Annotated in this window: 15 protein-coding genes; 13 read left to right on the plus strand and 2 right to left on the minus strand. The window is 49.1% G+C overall.

Features of this window, described 5'->3' with window-relative positions; translation table 11 throughout:
- Positions 1 to 118 precede the first annotated feature (118 nt).
- The 13 genes from CPY98_RS04275 to CPY98_RS04335 all read left to right on the plus strand — a co-directional run bounded on the left by CPY98_RS04275 (position 119) and on the right by CPY98_RS04335 (position 19,093).
- Positions 119 to 5,116, plus strand: a complete 4,998-nt coding sequence (locus CPY98_RS04275) for an alpha-2-macroglobulin (protein WP_172863858.1) — start codon at positions 119 to 121, stop codon at positions 5,114 to 5,116.
- Between the two features lie 13 nt (positions 5,117 to 5,129).
- The gene (pbpC, locus tag CPY98_RS04280) at positions 5,130 to 7,451 is read left to right on the plus strand and encodes a peptidoglycan glycosyltransferase PbpC (protein ID WP_096386468.1); all 2,322 of its coding nucleotides are present in this window, start codon (positions 5,130 to 5,132) and stop codon (positions 7,449 to 7,451) included.
- A 293-nt stretch (positions 7,452 to 7,744) separates the two neighbouring features.
- Complete coding sequence (gene ndk / locus CPY98_RS04285; protein WP_025800427.1) at positions 7,745 to 8,176, plus strand: nucleoside-diphosphate kinase; 432 nt, start codon at positions 7,745 to 7,747, stop codon at positions 8,174 to 8,176.
- A gap of 297 nt (positions 8,177 to 8,473) precedes the next feature.
- Entirely contained in the window at positions 8,474 to 9,733 is a 1,260-nt protein-coding gene (locus CPY98_RS04290; RefSeq protein WP_046359275.1) for a bifunctional tRNA (adenosine(37)-C2)-methyltransferase TrmG/ribosomal RNA large subunit methyltransferase RlmN, read from the plus strand.
- An 88-nt stretch (positions 9,734 to 9,821) separates the two neighbouring features.
- On the plus strand, positions 9,822 to 10,574 hold the full coding sequence (gene pilW / locus CPY98_RS04295) for a type IV pilus biogenesis/stability protein PilW (protein WP_025800429.1): 753 nt from the start codon (positions 9,822 to 9,824) through the stop codon (positions 10,572 to 10,574).
- On the plus strand, positions 10,564 to 11,577 hold the full coding sequence (rodZ, locus tag CPY98_RS04300; protein WP_096386470.1) for a cytoskeleton protein RodZ: 1,014 nt from the start codon (positions 10,564 to 10,566) through the stop codon (positions 11,575 to 11,577). Before pilW ends, rodZ begins: the two co-directional genes overlap by 11 nt.
- A gap of 203 nt (positions 11,578 to 11,780) precedes the next feature.
- Positions 11,781 to 12,905 carry a flavodoxin-dependent (E)-4-hydroxy-3-methylbut-2-enyl-diphosphate synthase gene (gene ispG / locus CPY98_RS04305; RefSeq protein ID WP_025800431.1) on the plus strand — a complete coding sequence of 375 codons (1,125 nt, stop codon included), beginning with the start codon at positions 11,781 to 11,783 and terminating at the stop codon, positions 12,903 to 12,905.
- Between the two features lie 132 nt (positions 12,906 to 13,037).
- Positions 13,038 to 14,312, plus strand: a complete 1,275-nt coding sequence (gene hisS, locus CPY98_RS04310) for a histidine--tRNA ligase (protein ID WP_025800432.1) — start codon at positions 13,038 to 13,040, stop codon at positions 14,310 to 14,312.
- A gap of 13 nt (positions 14,313 to 14,325) precedes the next feature.
- Entirely contained in the window at positions 14,326 to 14,946 is a 621-nt protein-coding gene (locus tag CPY98_RS04315) for a YfgM family protein (RefSeq protein WP_043491273.1), read from the plus strand.
- Positions 14,947 to 14,957: 11 nt separating this feature from the next.
- Positions 14,958 to 16,136, plus strand: a complete 1,179-nt coding sequence (gene bamB, locus CPY98_RS04320; RefSeq protein ID WP_046449580.1) for an outer membrane protein assembly factor BamB — start codon at positions 14,958 to 14,960, stop codon at positions 16,134 to 16,136.
- Positions 16,137 to 16,283: 147 nt separating this feature from the next.
- On the plus strand, positions 16,284 to 17,771 hold the full coding sequence (gene der, locus CPY98_RS04325) for a ribosome biogenesis GTPase Der (protein ID WP_025800435.1): 1,488 nt from the start codon (positions 16,284 to 16,286) through the stop codon (positions 17,769 to 17,771).
- A 131-nt stretch (positions 17,772 to 17,902) separates the two neighbouring features.
- Positions 17,903 to 18,859 (plus strand): AEC family transporter, encoded by a 957-nt coding sequence (locus tag CPY98_RS04330; protein ID WP_096386473.1) that lies wholly within the window; start codon positions 17,903 to 17,905, stop codon positions 18,857 to 18,859.
- Positions 18,860 to 18,868: 9 nt separating this feature from the next.
- Positions 18,869 to 19,093, plus strand: a complete 225-nt coding sequence (locus tag CPY98_RS04335; RefSeq protein ID WP_025800437.1) for a zinc ribbon domain-containing protein — start codon at positions 18,869 to 18,871, stop codon at positions 19,091 to 19,093.
- A 56-nt stretch (positions 19,094 to 19,149) separates the two neighbouring features.
- Here the strand turns inward: CPY98_RS04335 and CPY98_RS04340 are convergent, their stop codons facing one another.
- A complete protein-coding gene (locus CPY98_RS04340) occupies positions 19,150 to 20,337 on the minus strand; it encodes a MalY/PatB family protein (protein WP_096386475.1) in 1,188 nt (395 codons plus the stop codon).
- A gap of 14 nt (positions 20,338 to 20,351) precedes the next feature.
- Positions 20,352 to 21,923, minus strand: coding sequence for a maltose/glucose-specific PTS transporter subunit IIBC (gene malX / locus CPY98_RS04345; RefSeq protein WP_043491287.1), 1,572 nt, complete (start codon positions 21,921 to 21,923; stop codon positions 20,352 to 20,354).
- Positions 21,924 to 22,069 lie beyond the last annotated feature (146 nt).

Raw genomic sequence — 22,069 nt, forward strand, 5'->3', positions numbered from 1 at the left:
GCCGCAAGGCTCTCTTTGTCATTTTAGGCCTAGCATAATCCGAATTAAGGTTTCGCCATTTCACTTTCATTGTTTGTCACGGATAATAGTGTTATTCGGATTAAAAATGGAAAATGTTATGCGCCAAGGATCATCTCAGTCACAAAGCTGCCGCTCTGTCCGCATGTTGCGCCGTAGTGTACTCGTGGCAGCGCTTATTACTGCACTTTCTGCCTGTGATAATAGCGATGTGAAAACCACTACCACAGCGGATCCCGCCGCTGTCGCCACGCAAAAGAAAGCGTTGAGTGACACCGACTTGGCGCAAATGGCGAAACAATCGCAGGGTAAAACGCTCACTTTACTCGATGCCTCTGAGCTACAGCTTGATGGCGCAGCCGCCCTTGTACTCACCTTTTCCATTCCCTTAGATCCTAAGCAAAAATTTGCCGATAGCGTTCACTTAGTGGATACCGAAAAAGGTAAAATCGACGGAGCATGGGAGCTTTCAGATAATCTGCGCGAACTGCGGTTGCGTCATCTGGAGCCTAAACGCAAATTACTCCTCACGATTGATCCCTCCTTAGTGGCGCTTAATGGCGCAACGTTAGGTATAGAAACACAGAAAAAAATTGCCACCAAAGATATTCAGCCAAGCGTTGGATTTGCTAGCCGCGGTTCGTTATTGCCCGGTAAAGTGGCTGCGGGTTTGCCGGTGATGGCGCTTAACGTAAACAGCGTAGACGTCAATTTTTATCGCATTAAGCCTGCGTCGTTACCTGCGTTTTTATCCGAGTGGGGCTACGGCCAATCGGTAGAGTCATGGCGGTCTGATGAACTGCTAAAAATGGCGGATTTGGTCTACAGCGGTCGCTTTGATCTCAATCCTCAGCGCAATACGCGTGAAAAGCTTCAGCTTCCGCTTAGCGATATCAAACCTCTGCAAGAGAGCGGAGTTTATCTGGCCGTTATGCAGCAAGCGGGGCGTTACAGTTACAGTAATCCGGCTACGCTGCTAACCCTGAGCGATATCGGTGTTTCACTGCACAGCTATCACGAACGAATGGATGTCTTCACTCAGGCCTTAGCGGGCGGTGGTGCGATGTCTGATGTGGCATTGCAGGTGTTAGATGAAAAAGGGCGTGTGCTAACGGAAGGTAAAACCGATGCGCAGGGGCATGCACAGCTAAGCAAATCGCCAAAAGCGAAGCTGTTACTGGCGAACCAAAACGGGCAGACCAGTATTATCGATCTGACGCAGCCAGCGCTCGACCTCAGTGAGTTTGATATTGGTGGCCCAGAAGGCTTCAGCAAGCAGCTATTTGCTTTTGGCCCACGCGATCTTTATCGCCCTGGTGAAACGGTGATCGTGAATGCTCTGTTGCGCGATGCCGATGGGCAGCCTTTGCCTGAGCAGCCGATAAAAGTCGATGTGTTGCGTCCAGACGATAGCGTGGCATCAAGCTTCGTTTGGAAGCCGGCAAATGGGTTATATCAATATCGTTATGCGCTGCCTGAAAATGCGGCGACGGGCAAATGGTCGCTACGTTTCAATCTTGGCGACAACCAGCCGCGCTACTACGCGATTAATGTTGAAGACTTCATGCCTGAGCGCATGGCATTGGAAATCAAACCGGAAAGCGCATCTCCAATTGAGATGCAGCAGAGCGCCAGTTTCAATGTGTCAGGACGCTATTTATATGGAGCTCCGGCGGCCATGAACCGTCTTCAAGGGCAGCTTTATTTACGTCCGTTGCGTGAAGCGGTGACCGAATTACCGGGTTACAGCTTTGGTTCGGCCACGGAAGAAAATCTAAAGCGCTCCTTAGATGAAGTCGATACCACGCTCGATGAGCAGGGAACGGCAAACATTGAAACGGAAAGTCAGTGGGCCGATGTTAAATCTCCTGTGCGTCTGATTTTCCAAGCGAGTCTTTTAGAGTCTGGTGGCCGTCCGGTGACTCGACGTAGCGAGCAGGATATTTGGCCAGCCAAGCAGCTGTCAGCGATCCGCCCGCTATTCGGGCAACAAGATATTTATGATTATCAAACCAATAGCTACCGTAAGCAGCCGATGGTTGATGAAAATAGCGATGCTGCTTTTGATGTGATCTATACCGATCCGCTGGGGAAACGCCTCGCTAAACAGGGGCTGAAAGCCACGCTGATCCAGGAGCGTCGCGATTATTACTGGCAGTGGTCTGAGGGCGCTGGCTGGCAGTCTCAATACGATCAAAAAGATCTGCCCGTCGGCGAGCAAACGCTAAATATTGCGGCTGACGGCAGTGCGAAAGTGAGTTTCCCCGTCGAATGGGGTTCTTACCGTCTTGAAGTTAAAGATCCAACCAACGGCCTGATCAACAGCGTTCGATTCTGGGCTGGATATCGTTGGCAGGATAATACTGACGGCACGGGAGCCGTGCGCCCCGATCAAGTGAAGCTGAAGCTGGATAAACCTAATTATCAGCCCGGCGAAAAAGTGAAAGTGACCATCAACGCGCCAACCGCTGGCAAGGGATACCTGATGCTGGAGTCTGGCGAAGGGCCTTTATGGTGGCAGGAAATTGATGTACCAGAAGCTGGTACCACGGTAGAGGTTCCGCTCAATCAAGAATGGCGTCGTCACGATCTCTATTTCAACGCGCTGGTGGTTCGTCCCGGTGAGAAAGACAAGCAGGTAACGCCAAAACGCGCGGTAGGCTTATTACATATTCCTCTCAATGAAGAAGCGCGTAAGCTGAAAGTGACGCTGACAGCACAAGAGAAAATCAGACCAAACCAGACAGTGCCGGTTCAGGTCAACGTTGCTGGGGCGGGGGGCGAGAAACAAAAAGAAGTGACTGTGTTACTTTCTGCCGTGGACACCGGCGTTTTGAGTATTACTGATTTCAAAACGCCCGATCCTTACGACGCCTTCTTAGGTCGTAAACGCTACGGCGCGGATCAGTATGATGTTTATGGGCAGCTTATCGAAGGCTCTGGGCGTTTAGCAACGCTGCGCTTTGGTGGCGATGGCGAAGATGAAGATGCGCTGTCACGCGGGGGCAAGAAACCCCCAACGGAAGTGAATATCGTCGCGCAGCAGCTGCAACGCATCACGCTGGATGAAAATGGCAACGGGACGCTTCAGCTTCCAGTGCCAGATTTTAACGGTGAGCTAAGACTCATGGCTCAAGCGTGGAATGGGCAAAATTTTGGTAGCACCGAACGTAAAATGACGGTCGCAGCACCGGTTATCGCAGAGCTACAAACACCACGCTTCTTAGCGGGTGGCGATAGCAGCCAGCTGGCGCTGGACGTCACGAATCTGTCTGGGCATCCGCAAACGTTGGGTGTGGCACTCACCACGTCGGGCCTTATCAGCCTGAGTGGCGACAATAGCCAAACGGTTGAACTCGAAAATGGACAGCGTAAAACGATCACTATTCCTGTTAGCGCAAAAGATGGATTTGGGGACGGTAACGTTGCGATCCGTATCGTCGGAATGCAGCTACCGGGCGAACAAGTCAGTGATTATGAACATAGCTGGAAAATCGGTGTACGTCCGGCATACCCTGCTCAAACTCGCCATTTGGCGAGCATTATTAAACCTGGTGAAAACTGGCATGTAGATCCTGAGCAACTTTCAGGCCTCGTTGCGCCAGAAGCATCACTACTACTGACTAGCCGACCACCGCTGAATATTGCGCGTTACGTACGTGCACTGTATGCCTATCCGTACGGCTGTCTGGAGCAAACTACCAGCGGCCTGTTCCCATCGCTGTATACCAATCAACAGCAGTTGGCGCAGCTAGGTATCAAAACCTCTCCGGATGACATTCGCCGACAGAATATTGAAACAGGAATTACCCGTCTGCTGGGTATGCAGCGCTATAACGGCAGCTTTGCGCTGTGGAGCAGCGATGGACCAGAAGAGTATTGGTTAACTGCTTATGTTACCGATTTCTTGCATCGTGCGCGTGAACGCGGTTTTGCCGTACAGGATGACGGGTTGAAACAGGCGGATGCCGCGCTATTGCGTTATCTCCAGGATCGCAATCAAATCGATGTTAACAGCAGCGCACGTCCAGATGCGACGCGTTTTGCGGTGCAGGCTTATGCAGGGCTCGTTTTAGCACAGCAAAAACAGGCACCATTAGGTGCTTTGCGCCAGCTGTATGAGCGTCGTACTCAGGCTGAGTCCGGTTTACCTCTCGTTCAGCTAGGCATTGCGCTTAAGCTGATGGGAGATACACCGCGCAGCGAAGAAGTGCTCAAGCAAGGTTTGGCATTGCAGCGCTCGGCAACGAACTATTGGCTGGAAGACTACGGTAGCCCAGTGCGCGATGACGCGATGATTCTAGCGCTGATGGAAGAGTTTAACCTCGATCCAAAAACGCAGGAACAGCGCTTACTTTCATTGTCGGATCGATTAACGACCACCGAATACCTTTCGACCCAAGAACAGAATGCGGTATTTATGGCAGGCAAAGGTTTTATCGGCCAGCCGGAAAGCGCATGGAAAGCGGTGATTTCATCGGCTAAAGGTGTCGATTTAGCCTATGGCGAGCAAGCTCAGGTCAAAAGCTATGATGAATCTTGGCTCTCTAATGGTTTGGTGATTAATAACCAAGGCGAGTCCACGTTATATCCGCGTTTTGACGTGGTGGGTTATCCAAATAGCGCGCCACAGCCAATGAGCAATATTCTCAATATTAAACGTGATTTCTTAGGATTAGATGGCAAGCCGGTTGATTTGGCGCAGCTGAAAAGTGGGCAGCTAATTTTGGTTCATCTGGATGTGTGGGCGTCAGAGCATGTGCCGGATGCGCTGGTGGTTGATCTGTTGCCCGCAGGCGTTGAGCTGGAAAACCAAAATCTGAATGATGCGAGCGCAAGCTTGGATGATGCAGCAACTGAGGTGACTTCGTTGCTCGATGCATCACGTCAGACCACGCTCAAACATCAAGAGTTCCGAGACGATCGTTATGTGGCCGCGGTGGATATTCAGTCTGGTCAGCATACGACTCTGCTGTATCTGGCAAGAGCGGTAACGCCGGGTAAATATCAACTGCCTGCGCCGCAGGTTGAATCAATGTATATCCCGCAGTGGCGCGCCGTTGGGGAAACGCCTGCAACTGTGAGTATCGCTCAGTGATAGCTGATTGAGGATGTCACTAAAACGCTTACGCAAGTGGTGCGTGATAATCGCACTGCTTGCGCTGTTGATTTGTAGTGGGTTGTGGCTGGCTGATAAGGTCTGGCCGCTACCACTGAGTGACGTACAAGTGGCGAGGGTTGTTGTTGCTGAGGACGGCTCGCCGCTGTGGCGTTTTGCTGATGGGCAGGGGGTATGGCGCTACCCTATTACGATCAAGCAAGTGTCGCCGTATTATCTTCAGGCATTGTTAACTTACGAAGATCGCTGGTTCTATAAACACCCTGGCATTAACCCTTTTGCTATTGCGCGAGCGGCTTGGCAAGACCTTAGTCACGGTGAGATTATTTCCGGTGGAAGCACCCTGTCGATGCAGGTTGCGCGTTTACTCGATCCCCATCCTCGCACCTTTGGTGGAAAAGTGCGTCAAATCTGGCGCACCGCACAGTTAGAATGGCATCTCTCCAAGACTCAAATCCTTGAACTCTATCTTAATCGTGCGCCCTTTGGTGGCACGCTACAAGGCATCGGTGCGGCAAGTTGGGCCTATTTAGGTAAGCCGCCTGATGAGCTTACTCGTGGAGAAGCCGCCTTGCTGGCTGTGTTACCTCAGGCGCCAAGCCGTTTACGTCCAGATCGTTACCCAGAGCGCGCGCAGGCGGCGCGCAACAAGGTGCTAGACCGTTTGGTGCAGTATCAAGTATGGACAAAACAGCAGGCGGATGATGTTAAGCAAGAGCCAGTTTGGTTAGCTTCACGACAAATGCCGCAGACAGCGCCACTGTTAGCACGGCGCATGGTGCAAACCTATCCACATCAGGATGTCATTGAAACAACTATCGATGCAGCTCTACAGCGGCAGCTTGAAACGTTAGCGCAGGGATGGCTTTCACGTCTGCCGGCGAAAACATCAGTAGGCGTGCTGATTGTTGATCACACGGATATGCAGGTGAAAGCCTACTTAGGATCGCTGAATTTTGCCGACCGCTCGCGCTTTGGCTATGTGGATATGGTGAGCGCGTGGCGTTCTCCCGGTTCCACTCTCAAGCCTTTTTTGTATGGGCTTGCGCTGGATGATGGGATTATCCACAACGAATCTTTGTTGCAGGACGTGCCGCGCCGTTTTGGCGATTATCGGCCGGGAAATTTTGATACGGGATTTCATGGCGCCGTGGCGGCAAGTGAAGCACTCACGCGTTCGTTGAATCTCCCCGCGGTACAGCTGATGGAAGCCTATGGCCCAAAGCGATTTACCGCCGAGCTGCGCAATGCAGGGCTAACGTTACGTTTTCCCGCTTATGCTGAGCCTAACTTATCACTCATTTTAGGCGGCGCGGGCATTAGGTTAGATCAGCTGGTTTCTGCCTACAGTGCGCTAGCGCGGCATGGACAAAGTGCAGATTTGCGTTTTGTACCCACGCAAAAAATTCATAATCGGCCGCTGATGTCTCCGGGGGCTGCGTGGATTATCCGCCGTACGCTGGCAGGGCAGGCAAGGCCTGAACCGGATGATTCCCTGTCTGCGGTGGTTCCGCTGGCATGGAAGACGGGAACCAGTTTTGGCTATCGTGATGCATGGGCCGTCGGCGTGAACGCGCGTTACACCATTGGTGTGTGGGTTGGACGTCCAGACGGTACTCCAGTTGCTGGGCAATTTGGCTATGCGACGGCGATACCGCTGCTGTTTCAGCTCAATAATTTGCTGCTGAATAATCCACGCCTGCGTGGCAATGGATGGCCGATAGACCCTCGGCCGCGCTCGGTTTCCAGTGCGGTGATCTGCTGGCCCGGCGGTCAGTCGCTAAGCGCGCAGGATACCAACTGTCGCCAACGCCGCTCCGCATGGATACTGGATGGCACTATTCCGCCTACGCTCGTTGCCCCAGGGCAGGAAAGCAGTCAGGGAATTTGGCTGCGTCAATGGTTAAACGATAAAGGCGAGCGTGTTGCCCCTGAATGTGTGGGAGCGGTTGAGAAAAAGCTCGCGCTATGGCCGTTGCCGCTAGAGCCTTGGCTCCCAGAGGCCGAAAAAAGATCCCACCGTTTGCCTATGGCAAGCCAAACTTGTCCGCCACCGGTCGAGACAGTTTCTGCACCACTCATTTTAATTGGGCTCAATAATGGTTCGATTCTGCGCCGTCCGCCGGGGAAAACTCGCATCGATTTGCGCTTAACGACGCAAGGGGGAATAGGGGAACGCTGGTGGTTCTTAAACGGAGAACTGGTTTCTCAGGCACCACAGTTTGCCTATAGCTTTACGCGTGCAGGACGATATCAGCTAACGGTTATGGACGACGGCGGCCAGCTGACTAGCGCTGATTTTCAGGTGGAGTAAATTCGCACTGTGCTTCAAATCAAAAAAGTAATATTTCCTTAACATTTTTATCTCATTTCAATAGGCAAATATTAGCCGCCCATCTATAATCGGCGGCGATTCACGGCCGGGGTTCGGCTTTCGAGGTGTGAAATAAGAGAATAATCCTTTCATTCAAATGGTTAGTGCTCTAAAAATATTCCATCTGCCTCTTACTGCTCGTAAACTCATAAAAAGTATCCCTATAATCATTGGTGTTATACCAAGGTCTAGTGGAAATAACGGCTCTCATTGGAAGTTAGACAGAGGTTTAAATGACAGTAGAACGTACCTTCTCCATCGTAAAACCGAATGCGGTGGCTAAAAATGTTATCGGCGCTATTTATTCTCGTTTTGAAGCAGCAGGCCTGAAAATTGTTGCGGCAAAAATGGTTCATCTGACTCGTGAACAGGCGGAAGGTTTCTACGCCGAACACAAAGGTCGTCCGTTCTTTGACGGTCTAGTGGATTTCATGACTTCTGGCCCAATCATGGTTCAGGTTCTGGAAGGCAAAGATGCGGTTCGCCGTAATCGCGAAATCATGGGCGCGACTAATCCTGAAAATGCTTTAGCTGGCACGTTGCGTGCTGACTATGCGGATAGTCTGACTGAAAACGCTGCTCATGGTTCTGATTCATTAGAGTCTGCTGAGCGCGAAATCGCCTATTTCTTTGCAAACAATGAAGTTTGTCCGCGCACTCGTTAATCGATCACGCAAATCGGGAATTCATTCATAAAGCTAGGTCTAATGGCATAGCATACCGATGAGAGACCGAGTACAATACCGCGCCCTGAGTGATTATCCTCAGGGACATTTTTTTAGACACATTGCTAACCGCTTTATTTAATAAGTGTTTTTAATGTGTTGTACAGAGCAAGACTGAATGAGATGCAAACTGGGTTTGTATCTGTCGCCAACAGGCACTACGCTTGTCGGGTCAGTCACTTTAATACCGTGCCGCAAAGTGTAACAACGAGGCCAGAGTTTAGTATGTCTATACGCATGTCTGAAGATCCAACAACTACCCCCCATTCATCCAATTCAGATGCTATATCTGAATCTATTGTCGTCGAGTCAAACTTGTCTGAAATTAGCGCACCTGTAAATGCTGCGCAGGTTGATATTGTGCAACCTGCCCCGGCCAATCCGTCGGAAAAAATTAACCTTCTCGATCTTGATCGCCAACAACTGCGCGAGTTCTTCGCCAAGCTAGGTGAGAAACCGTTCCGCGCCGATCAGGTGATGAAATGGATGTATCACTATTGCTGCGATAATTTTGATGAGATGACCGACATCAATAAGGTGTTGCGTAACAAGCTCAAAGAAATCGCTGAAATTCGTGCGCCAGAAGTGGCAGAAGAGCAACGTTCAACTGATGGCACTATTAAATGGGCGATTCAGGTGGGCGACCAACGGGTAGAAACGGTTTATATCCCAGAAGACGATCGCGCTACGCTGTGCGTCTCTTCGCAGGTGGGTTGTGCGCTAGAATGTAAATTCTGCTCTACCGCCCAGCAGGGTTTTAACCGTAACCTGCGTGTATCTGAAATTATCGGTCAGGTATGGCGTGCAGCTAAGATTATCGGCGCTCATAAAGTTACCGGCCAGCGCCCGATCACCAACGTGGTGATGATGGGAATGGGCGAGCCTTTACTGAACCTGAATAACGTTGTTCCAGCCATGAATATCATGCTGGACGACTTTGGGTTTGGCCTGTCTAAGCGCCGTGTCACCCTGTCAACATCAGGGGTTGTTCCTGCGCTGGAAAAACTGGGTGATATGATCGACGTAGCGCTTGCCATCTCTCTGCATGCGCCGACGGATGAAATTCGTAACGAAATTGTGCCTATCAACCGTAAATACAATATCGAAACTTTCCTTGGGGCTGTACGCCGCTACTTAGAGAAATCTAATGCCAACCAAGGACGTGTCACGGTTGAGTACGTGATGTTGGATCATATTAATGATGGCATGGATCACGCACATCAGTTGGCAGAGTGTCTGAAAGATACGCCATGTAAGATTAACTTGATCCCATGGAACCCGTTCCCAGGTGCACCTTACGGACGTAGCTCAAACAGCCGCGTGGATCGTTTTTCTAAGGTTCTGATGGAATACGGCTTTACCGTAATTGTGCGTAAAACGCGTGGCGATGATATTGATGCGGCCTGTGGGCAGTTGGCTGGTGATGTTATTGACCGCACCAAACGTACGATTAAGAAAAAAATGGCCGGTGAACCTATCACGGTTCGCGAGGTCTGACGCAGAGTGCATGCATATTAGTGATTTCCCTAGCATTGTTGGTCAGATTTTTTGATGATTCAGCGGAAAGGATAACGGGGTAAAAGCAATGAAGCTAAAAATGGGATGGGTAATAGGGCTACTAACGACGAGTTTGTTGGTGGGCTGTTCAAGTTCTAAACCTGAAGGAGAGCAGATGGCTGCGGCGTCGCAGAGTAGGCTCGAACTTGGGTTGGAATACTTGAATCAGGGCGACTTAAAAGCCGCCCAACAAAATCTGGAAAAGGCGCGAGATGCGGCTCCAGACGATTACCGAACCCAGCTTGGCATGGCGCTTTACCAGCAGCGCGCAGGCGATAACAATGCTGCGCAGAAAAGTTATCAAACAGCGATGAATTTAGCGCCACAGAATGGCACTGTGATGAATAATTACGGTGCGTTTCTGTGTAGTTTAGGGCAGTATGTAGCGGCACAACAACAGTTTAGTTCAGCTGCAAATCTTCCTGATTACGGTCAGGTTGCAGATAGCTTCGAAAATGCAGGTTATTGTTTTCTAAAAGCAGGACAGACTGACGAAGCGCGAAAATTATTTAGTCGCGCTTTAAAGAGCGATCCGGATAAGGGAGTTTCGCTAATTGCGGAAGCTATCCGAGAATTTGACCAAGGGAAGCGCGGAGATGCGCGAGTAATGTTGGATGTTTACAATCATATTCTACCGGCGAGTGCCAATAGCTTATGGTTACAAATCCGCTTCGCTGCGTTAGATGGGCGCCAAACGAACTTAGAGCGTTATGGCAAACAACTGGCGCGAAATTTTCCACAATCTCAACAGTACCAGCAGTTCCTAGCGAATGAATACTGAAGCCCCCCAAGATCAAACAGCTCCATTGACTACAGGCGAACGCCTGCGCCAAGGGCGCGAAAAGTTAGAACTTACACAGCAGGCTGTTGCAGAACGTCTGTGTCTGAAAGTTTCAACGGTTCGCGATATTGAAGAAGACAAGGCTCCGGCTGATTTGGCCTCAACGTTTTTGCGTGGATATATTCGTTCCTATGCAAAACTGGTCCACATCCCGGAAGACGAATTAACGCCGCTGTTAGAAAAGCAGGCGCCGTTGAAGGCGGCAAAAGTTGCGCCGATGCAAAGCTTCTCACTGGGTAAAAAACGCAAAAAGCGCGATGGTTGGCTGATGATGTTTACCTGGTTGGTGGTATTTGTGGTTATTGGCATCACCGGTTCTTGGTGGTGGGAAAATCACAAAGCTCAACAAGAAGATATTGCGACAATGGCGGATGAGTCTTCTGCTCAGCTGGCAAAAAATGGTCAGTTACAACCGTCAGAATCGGCTAATGGTTCTGATGAAGCTGCGCAATCTGCGGATACTCAAGAGTCTGTCGGTACACCGCCAGATTCTTCAGTGACCACGGCAGACAATGGTCAAGCGGCCGCGGCACCTACTGATGCCGCTACCGTGCCAGCCGCAACGGCTCAAACCCAGCCAAACCAAAGCAATAATACCGTTGTTGCTCCGAGTCAGGCTCCGGTTGATGCCACCTCCACTGTGAATGGTGCAACTTTACCAACCGCAGGGGCGACCGTTGATTCTGCTGCGTCAGCATCCAACAACTTAGTGATGAAATTTAAAGCTGATTGCTGGTTAGAAGTTAAAGACGCAACGGGTAAAACGCTATTCAGCGGAATGCAAAAATCTGGTGCTTCATTGGATTTAGCCGGTACGGCACCGTATAAGCTGAAAATTGGTGCACCAGCCGCCGTGGATATTACGTATCAAGGTAAGCCCGTTGATTTGAGCCGTTTTATTAAATCAAGTCAGGTTGCTCGTTTGACGTTGAATGCTGAGTGATTCGATAGAGTCGCTTATGGTGAGCGCAGCGCGCTGTAGAAACAAAATGAACCGCTCTGACATTCTGCATTAAGCAGGGACAAGGCGGTTTGTTTTGTGCAGCGTTAGCAGTATAAGTACTTTGTTTACCTGATTGCCGGTTAAATGTTGGAAGCAGAATATGCGTGCTTCAATTGATAGTACGGCATTCATGGAGAATTAATATGCATAATGAGTCACCCATTAAGCGGAGAAAATCGACCCGCATTTATGTCGGTAATGTGCCTATCGGTGATGGTGCACCGATTGCCGTACAGTCGATGACCAACACCAAGACAACGGATGTTGATGCCACGGTAAAACAAATACGCGCACTCGAACGTGTTGGCGTAGATATTGTACGTGTGTCAGTTCCGACTATGGATGCTGCTGAAGCATTCAAACTCATTAAGCAGCAGGTTTCAGTGCCGCTGGTGGCCGATATTCATTTCGACTACCGCATTGCGCTGCAAGTTGCTGAGTATGGCGTTGATTGTCTGCGTATTAATCCAGGCAACATCGGCAATGAATCACGTATTCGCTCAGTTGTTGACTGTGCTCGTGATAAAAATATCCCCATCCGTATAGGAATTAACGGCGGATCGCTGGAAAAAGATATCCAAGAGAAGTACGGCGAACCCACGCCTGAAGCATTGCTGGAGTCAGCGATGCGTCATGTCGATATTCTTGATCGTCTTAATTTCGATCAGTTTAAAGTCAGCGTAAAAGCGTCAGACGTATTCCTCGCGGTGCAGTCTTATCGCCTGTTGGCGTCACGTATCGATCAGCCTCTGCATCTCGGGATCACCGAAGCAGGCGGCGCGCGTAGCGGCTCGGTTAAATCTGCGGTGGGCTTAGGCATGCTGCTGGCCGAAGGGATTGGCGATACGCTGCGTATTTCGTTGGCGGCAGATCCTGTTGAAGAAGTGAAGGTGGGCTTTGATATTCTTAAATCGCTGCGTATTCGTTCGCGTGGGATTAACTTTATCGCTTGCCCGACCTGTTCACGGCAAGAATTTGACGTTATTGGTACGGTAAATGCCCTAGAGCAGCGTTTAGAAGACATTATCACACCAATGGATGTATCCATTATTGGCTGTGTGGTGAATGGTCCAGGCGAAGCCTTGGTTTCAACGATTGGCGTGACAGGCGGACATAATAAGAGCGGCTTCTATGAAGACGGTGTGCGTCAAAAAGAGCGTTTTGATAACGAACAGATGATCGATCAGCTAGAGGCTAAGATCCGCGCCAAAGCATCGATGCTGGATGTTAACAAGCGCATCGAAGTCAGCCAGATCGACGAGAAGTAACTGAATAGCAGGTCGCTTTAGGCGGCCTGTAATCTCATTTGCTTTGAATAAACAATGCTCCCGATTGATGAGATTGCTTCAATCCTCCATAATCGGGGTCATTTTTTGAATTACATAGTATAGAGAATTGACGTGGCGAAGAATATCCAAGCTATTCGTGGCATGAACGACTACCTGCCGGAAGATACGGCGCTTTGGCAGCCGATTGAAGCTGCGCTCAAACAAGTCCTGACCAGCTACGGTTACAGCGAAATCCGTTTGCCGATTGTAGAGCAGACCCCGTTATTCAAACGTGCGATCGGTGAAGTGACCGACGTCGTTGAAAAAGAGATGTACACCTTCGATGACCGTAATGGTGACAGCCTGACGCTGCGTCCTGAAGGGACGGCTGGCTGTGTGCGCGCCGGTATCGAACATGGTCTGCTGTACAATCAAGAACAACGTTTATGGTACATCGGTCCGATGTTCCGTCATGAACGTCCGCAAAAAGGTCGCTATCGTCAGTTCCATCAACTGGGCGCCGAAGTCTTTGGCCTAAATGGCCCTGACGTAGACGCAGAACTTATTCTGCTGACGGCTCGTTGGTGGCGTGCGCTGGGGATCTCTGAGCACGTTGCTCTGGAGTTGAACTCAATCGGTTCTCTGGAAGCTCGCGCTAACTATCGTGATGCGCTGGTGGCCTATCTGGAACAGTTCAAAGATAAGCTGGACGAAGACTGTAAGCGTCGTATGTATAGCAACCCGCTGCGCGTTCTGGACTCTAAAAATCCAGACGTACAGGCATTGCTCAACGATGCTCCGCGTCTGTCAGAGTATCTGGACGAAGAGTCTCGCGAGCATTTTGCTGGCCTGTGCAAATTGCTGGATGAAGCGGGCATTGCGTATACCGTCAATGAGCGTTTGGTTCGCGGTCTGGATTATTACAACCGTACCGTATTTGAATGGGTGACGAATAGCTTAGGCGCGCAAGGTACGGTTTGTGCCGGTGGCCGCTATGATGGCTTGGTTGCTCAGCTTGGTGGTCATGCAACGCCAGCGGTTGGTTTTGCCATGGGCTTAGAGCGTCTGGTTCTGTTGGTTCAGGCGGTAAATCCTGATTTCCAGCCTCAGCGCGCCGTTGATGTTTATCTGATTTCCTCTGGTGAAGGTACGCAAAGCGCTGCCATGCGTTTGGCAGAAAAGATTCGCGATGCGTATCCACAGGTCAAACTGATGACTAACTATGGCGGCGGCAACTTTAAGAAGCAGTTCGCTCGTGCTGATAAGTGGGGCGCTCGCGTTGCACTGGTATTAGGCGAAAATGAAATGAATGCGGGTCAGGTGAATGTTAAGAATCTGCAAAGTGGCGATCAGCAAACTCTTGCTCAGGACGACGTTGCGGCGTTCCTGGCATCAATGTTGGCGTAAGGAGTAGAGAACAGTGGAAGTCTATAGCACAGAGAACGAACAAGTTGATGCCCTGCGCCGCTTCTTTATCGAAAACGGTAAGGCGTTGGCTATTGGTGTTGTCATTGGGATTGGTGCACTGCTCGGTTGGCGTTACTGGCAGAATCATCAGCAGGCAGAAATGACCGGCGCATCCCAGTCATATCAGCAAGCAAGTGAAGCGCTGACCGGCGGTAAAGCTGATGGCGTGGCGCTGGCTGAAAAGTTTATTGAAAAAAATGCTAACAACTATGGTGTTTTGGCTGCCTTGCAGTTAGCGCAACATGAAGTTGACCAGAAGAACTTTGCCAAAGCTGAACAGCAGCTGGCTTGGGCCCAAGGTCAAACGAAAGACGAAAATCTGAAATCCCTGATTGATTTGCGTTTAGCTCGTGTACAGCTACAGGAAAATAAGCTGGACGACGCACTCAAAACATTGGATTTAATTAAAGCGACCGGCTGGGTTGCTATGGCGCAGGATATTCGCGGCGATGTACTGGTTAAGAAAGGCGACGTAAAAGGCGCCCGTGAAGCATACAGCAAAGGCTTAGCCTCTGATGCTTCCCAGTCATTGCAGGGTTTACTGCGCATGAAACTGAACAATTTATCCAACTAAGGGGATAATCAATGCAATTGCGTAAAACGCTCTTGGTCGGATTGCTGTCTGTGACGTTTTTGAGCGGATGCTCGTGGTTCAGCAGTGAAACTGATGTGGTCACCATGTCACCGTTGCCAAAAGTTGAAAACCAATTCACACCGAACAAGGTGTGGAGCACGTCAGTAGGCGATGGTGTGGGCGAATTCTATTCCCACCTGCGTCCAACTTGGCAAGATAACCGCATTTACGCGGCTGACCGCATGGGCGTTGTAAAAGCCATGGACGCGGATAGCGGCGACGTTGTTTGGTCTGTGAACTTGGCTGAGAAAGATGGCTGGTTCTCGCATAAAACGGCTCTGTTGTCTGGTGGTTTAGCGGTATCTGGCGGAAAAGTCTTTGTTGGTTCAGAACGTGCTGTTGTTTATGCGCTGAGCACTGAAGACGGTGCCGAAGCGTGGAAAACGACGGTGGCTGGTGAAGCTATTTCTCGCCCAGTGATTAGCGATGGTCTGGTATTAATCCATACCGCTAACGGTATGCTGCAGGCGTTAGATGAAGCTGATGGTTCCATTAAGTGGACCGTTAACCTTGATATGCCTTCTCTGACCTTACGCGGTGAGTCAGCACCTGCTACGGCATTTGGTGCAGCCATCGTTGGCGGTGATAATGGTCGCGTTAGCGCAATCATGATGCAGCAAGGCCAAATGATTTGGCAGCAGCGTGTTGCTCAGCCTATGGGGTCAACCGAAATCGACCGCTTAAATGACGTGGATACTACCCCTGTCGTAGTCGATGGTGTTGTATACTCTCTGGGTTATAACGGTAACTTGGCGGCGCTGGATCTGCGTTCTGGACAAATCCAATGGAAACGCGAGATGGGTTCAGTGAACGATTTCATCGTTGATGCTGGCCGTATCTATGTGGTTGACCAAGACGATCGCGTTGCGGCATTAAGCACCGATGGCGGTGTTTCTCTGTGGAAACAAAGCGATTTATTGCACCGTAATCTGACCGCGCCTGCGCTGTATAACGGCTATTTGGTTGTGGGTGATAGCGAAGGCTATCTGCACTGGCTGAATACCGATGATGGACGTTTTGTCGCTCAGCAAGAAGTAGACAGTTCTGGTCTGCTAAGCGCGCCTCTGGTAGCCAGCGATAAGCTGATTATTCAGGCTCGTGGCGGTAAAGTTTACGCATTTACTCGCTAATAAAACAATTATTTAGGGCGGCGAATTAGCCGTCTGGGAACGGCTCCTGATCACCTCAGGGGCCGTTTCGTCTTCTGAAAAGTCCTTGCTCGGGAGTGAATGTTCCCCGCGTATTTGGAATTAAATTAAGTAATAGAGGCTTCAACAATGATACCTGTCGTCGCGCTGGTCGGGCGCCCGAATGTGGGTAAATCCACCTTATTTAACCGCTTAACGCACACTCGTGATGCGTTGGTTGCGGATTTCCCAGGGTTGACCCGTGACCGTAAATACGGCCGTGCTGAAGTTAATGGGAATGAATTCATTATCATCGACACCGGTGGTATTGATGGCACTGAAAATGGCGTTGAAACGCATATGGCCGAACAATCGTTAATGGCGATTGAAGAAGCGGATATCGTGCTGTTTATGGTTGATGCTCGTGCGGGTTTAATGCCTGCTGATGAAGGCATTGCCCAGCATCTGCGTAGCCGTGAAAAAGCCACTTTCTTAGTTGCTAACAAAACTGATGGTATCGATCCTGACGTTGCCATCGGCGATTTTTACTCATTAGGCTTTGGCGAAGTTTATCCAATTGCCGCCTCCCATGGCCGTGGCGTCGCTCAGCTGATTGAAGAAGCGCTGATCCCGTTCGTTGAAGCTCCAGAGCCTGAGCGTGAGCTGACGGAAGAAGAAGCTAATGCGGCCTACTGGGCAGAGCTTGAAGCGGATGAAGCCGATGAGATGGCTGAAGAGGAAGAAGATGACTTCAATCCTCAAGATCTGCCTATCAAGATTGCTATCGTTGGGCGTCCGAACGTCGGTAAGTCCACACTAACCAACCGCATTCTGGGCGAAGATCGTGTTGTGGTTTACGACATGCCGGGAACAACGCGTGACAGCATTTATATCCCAATGGTACGTGATGAGCGCGAATACGTGCTGATTGATACCGCTGGGGTGCGTAAGCGTGGGAAAGTGACCGATACGGTTGAGAAATTCTCCGTCATCAAAACGTTGCAGGCGATTGAAGACTCTAACGTTGCGTTGCTGGTGATTGACGCTCGTGAAGGTATTTCAGACCAAGACTTGTCGCTATTAGGCTTTATCCTGAATAGTGGGCGCTCACTGGTAATTGTGGTCAACAAGTGGGATGGCCTGTCTGAAGACGTCAAAACTCAGGTTAAAGAGATGCTGGATCTGCGTTTAGGCTTTGTAGACTTTGCGCGAATTCACTTTATCTCTGCATTACACGGCAGCGGTGTGGGCAATCTGTTTGAATCCATCCAAGAAGCCTATGACTGTGCAACTCGCCGTGTAAGTACATCCTTACTAACGCGTATCATGAACATGGCGCAGGAAGACCATCAGCCGCCGTTAGTTCGTGGTCGTCGTGTAAAACTGAAATATGCCCATGCCGGAGGTTATAACCCGCCGATTGTGGTGATCCACGGTAATCAGGTGAAAGACCTTGCGGATTCTTACAAGCGTTACCTGATGAACTACTTCCGTCGTTCACTTAAAGTGATGGGAACACCTATTCGCATTCAGTTTAAAGAAGGCGACAACCCGTATGCGGGTAAACGTAACATGCTGAATCCAACTCAGCTGCGTAAACGTAAACGTCTGCTTGCTCATATTAAAAAGAGCAAATAACGTATAGCAAATACGCAATGTTATGGTGGGGCGCAGAATATGCGCCCCATTTTTTTATGGTAGCGCCGTGAAGTTTCAGTGTATTCTCTTCGTCTGCAAACTATTTTTTCAGCGCCAACAAGGATTTGAGTATGTCGTGGGAGACGTGGAGTTTTGCCTTTGGTGTTACGGTGCCCAATTTATTGATGCTGCTACTGGGCGTTGTGCTGCGTAGGTTTCGTCTATTGGATGATGCTTTCTGCGATGGTGCTACCCGTCTGGTTTTCAATCTCTCACTTCCTTGTTTACTCTTTTTCAGCATAGCTACCAATCATTCGACGCTCGGCAATAATTTAGCTTTTGTTGTTTATGGGGGCGTGGCAACGGTGGTGAGCTTCTTGCTGCTGGAATTAGTTGCGCTTAAATTGGTAAACGAGCCGCGTGAGCGAGGTATTTTCGTTCAGGGGGGCTTTCGTGCAAACACCGCCATCGTGGGTCTGGCCTATTGCGCTAGCGCCTATGGCAGCGAAGGCGTTGCCGTTGGGTCGATGTATATGGCTGTAACGGTGATCTTGTTTAACGTGCTTTCCGTGGTGACGTTGACCCGAACATTGAGTTCGGACGGCCAGCAGAAAATCAGCTGGGGTAAGATTTTACGCGGGGTGCTCACTAACCCGCTGATCATCGGCATTGTTCTTGGCCTATGCTATTCGCTGACCAAACTACCGGTTCCAGAAGTCTTATCCTCGACTGGGAAATATATTTCAGCGATGGCGCTACCGTTGGCGCTGCTGTGCACCGGAGCCAGTATCGATTGGCATGCTATGTTTAGCTCTTCTAACGTGGCGGGCTATTCTAGTGCGGCTAAGTTAATTGCCGTTCCGGTGCTTATGACGTTGGGCGGCTGGTTGTTCGGATTTCGCGGTGTGACATTGGGGGTTATTTTCTTGTTCACCTCTACGCCAACCGCCGCAGCTAGTTACGTGATGACGCGAGCGATGGGTGGAAACGCGACCCTAGCGGCGAATATTATTGCGATTACTACCGTAGGATCTTTTTTCACCACGGCGCTGGGACTTTATTTTCTACGCGGCTGGGGGGTTATTTAGGAGGTTAAAATGGATGTGTTTTGTCCGAAGTGTCAGCATGAAATGGTGTGGCAGCAGGGTGATTATTATTGCCCGCATTGTCAGCAAACTTACCAGCAACATGCCGATTGCCCAGATTGCGGCAAGTCCCTTCAGGAATTAAAAGCCTGTGGTGCCGTTGATTATTTTTGTCCGAACGGCCATGGAATGATTTCTAAAAAGCGCGTGGTGTTTAGCTACGTGGTTAAAGAGTAAATATCAAACATAGGCGCATCCGTGCGCCTAGTTTTACGTATTCTTAATACGGTTACCTACGCGCTGTGCCTTTGGACAAAGTCTTCCAGACGAGCCATCGCTTGTTCAATAAGCGCTTTCGGCGTGCCAAAATTAATGCGGATATAGTGTTCACCGTTTTGTACATAGTGGGTGCCATCTTCGACAACTACGCCGGTTTCATGAGCCAGTTGATGAGTGAAGTCATAGGCATTCATCCCTGTTGCGCTAACGTCAATCCAGGCGAGATACGATGATTCGGTGCGCATCATCTTTAATGTTGGTAGGCGCTCACTTATAAACTCATAGAGATAGCGTTCGTTTTCAGCTAAGTAGGTATTCAACGCTTTCAGCCAATCTAATCCTTGCGTATAGGCATAAATTAATCCCCATACCCCGAACATATTCGGCGAGGTAATCGAGTTTTTCTCTAACTGCTGACGAAAACGTGCACGCAATTGTTCGTTGGGAATAATGCTATAGGAAGTCTTAAGCCCGCCGAGATTAAAGGCCTTATTGGGCGAGGTAAGCAGAATAAGGTTGTCTGCATGCGCACAACCTTCATTTAATGCATTGATAAACGTACCATGCAGAATATGTTCAGCGTGAACTTCATCAATAACTAAAATCACCTGATACTTTTGGCAAAGCTCAGAGACTCGACGGATCTCCGCCGCCGTCCAAATTCTTCCCGATGGGTTGTGCGGTGAGCAAAATAGGTAAAGTTTTGGCTGATGCTCTTTTATCTGCTGCTCTAATTTTTCAAAATCGAGTTGATAGCGCTGATTGACGGCGACCAAAGGATTAGCTATGACGCGTACTTTTTGGCGCTCTGCCGCCAATGCGAAAGGATCGTACACCGGCGTGTTCATGAGAATGGCATCGCCTGCGTTGCAGAATGCCTGAATGGTGTAATGCAGAGTTGAGACCGTACCATAGGTCAGCGTGATCCATTCCCGTGCAATATCAGCATTATGCTGCTTAGCTTGAAAATTGATGACGGCCTGATAGAACTCATCAAAGCAATAGGTATAGCCGAAAGTACCATGCTCCACGATTTGGCGCAGTCCTGTGATGACCTCCGGAGGGGATTTAAAATCCATGTCAGCAATCCACATGGGAATAAAATCTTTTGGCACAGCCCCAAAGCGTGAGCAGACGTAGTCATAATCCCACTTGCGGCATTTATCAACGCTACGATCGATAATCTCATCAAAATTATACATACGGTTCCCTTGGGCTAGATTAATGCTTCAATGCCGGTTTTTACGCTTTGTACCTGAGGCCCGATAATAACCTGTAGGCTGTGGTTATCTAGGACCACGACAGCAAGTGCACCCGCTTTCTTTAGTATATCTTTGTTGATAAGCGCCATATCTTTTACTACTAAGCGCAAGCGAGTGATGCAGTTATCTAAAGAATCGATATTGTCCTTGCCACCTAACGCAGAGAGAATTAATTCAGGATCGTATTTCGAACCTTTATTGTTTTTGGCTTTCTGCTCTACTTTCTCAGCTACGCTGATATCATCATCTTCTCTGCCTGGTGTTTTAATATCGTGCTTGAGGATGTACCAACGGAATACAAAGAAATAAACGGCAAACCAAATAATACCGACTGGGAATATGAGATACCATTTTGTTGCTGTGCCTTGCATGATACCAAATATTAATAAGTCTAATATTCCACCGTCAGTATTCCCTATAGTTACACCTAACAGTGCCATAACCATCAGCGCTAAACCCGACATGATAACGTGGAAAACATATAAGAAAGGTGCAATAAATAAGAATAAGAACTCAATTGGCTCTGATATTCCTGTGACGACAGAAACCAAAACACCAGAAAGCAAAAGCCCTTTTATAATTGGTCGGTTTTCTGGCTTTGCGGTACGATAAATAGCATAAGCAACGGCAGGTAAGCCAAAGATAAAGGTTGGCATAAAGCCTTGAGAAAGAAACGCTGTCACATGTGGACTAAAGGGCAAGCCGGCCTTTAGTTCAGCATAGAAAATATTAAGGGCACCTGATATTTCTTGTCCGCCAACAAATTCAGTACCACCTGCCGGTGTGAATCTTACCATTGCTAATAATATATGGTGTAAACCAAAAGGCTTTAATAATAGAACGCCGACGCCATATAAGAATGGGCCAAAGACGTTAGTGCTCTGAATTAATCGCCCAATGGCAGTGATGCCGATGGCAACATATTCCCACAAAAATGGAATAATTAGCCCAACGATAGAGAGCGTTAGTGCCGTAATAATAGGGACAAAGCGGATGCCGCTAAAAAATGCAAAGGCATCATGGAGCTGCGTATCTTGAAAACGTTCATGTAGGAAATAGGTAATAACCCCAACGACAATTCCTCCGAGAACCCCCATTTCAAGCGACTGAATGCCTAATACCATGGCTTGTCCAGCCTGTTTCATATGTGCTGCGTCGGCAAGTTGATGGCTACTCATAAGATAATAATTAATTGAAAGGTTCATTATCATATAGCCAACAAAACCAGAGAATGCGCCAATAGCTTTATTACGTTTAGCAAGACCTAATGGAATGGCCATTGCAAACATAATCGGTAAGTAAGTGAAAGCGAACCCGCCGACGGTAGCAACGAATCCAAACGTTAGCTGTACTAATTCATTGCCTAGGAATGGAAAGCTTTTGATGGTGGAGGGGCTCGTAATTGAACTTCCAACGCCTAATAACAAACCCATAAAAGCTAATAAAGAAACGGGAAACATAAAAGTCTTTCCTAGACTTTGAAAAAATTCCCATAACCTTGACTTAAAAGACTTTGTGTCCGACATGTGGGCACTCCCAATAAACAGGTAATGATAATAAACCGCCATTGTTAGAAACGAATGGTGATAATGTTTTATCTGTGAACTAGGAGATGTTTAATAAATATGATGATCCCCTAATAGCCTTAATGGGCTGTGAGGAATTAAAACAA

The organism is Hafnia sp. CBA7124, assembly GCF_002355555.1.
Classification (GTDB): Bacteria; Pseudomonadota; Gammaproteobacteria; order Enterobacterales; family Enterobacteriaceae; genus Hafnia; species Hafnia alvei.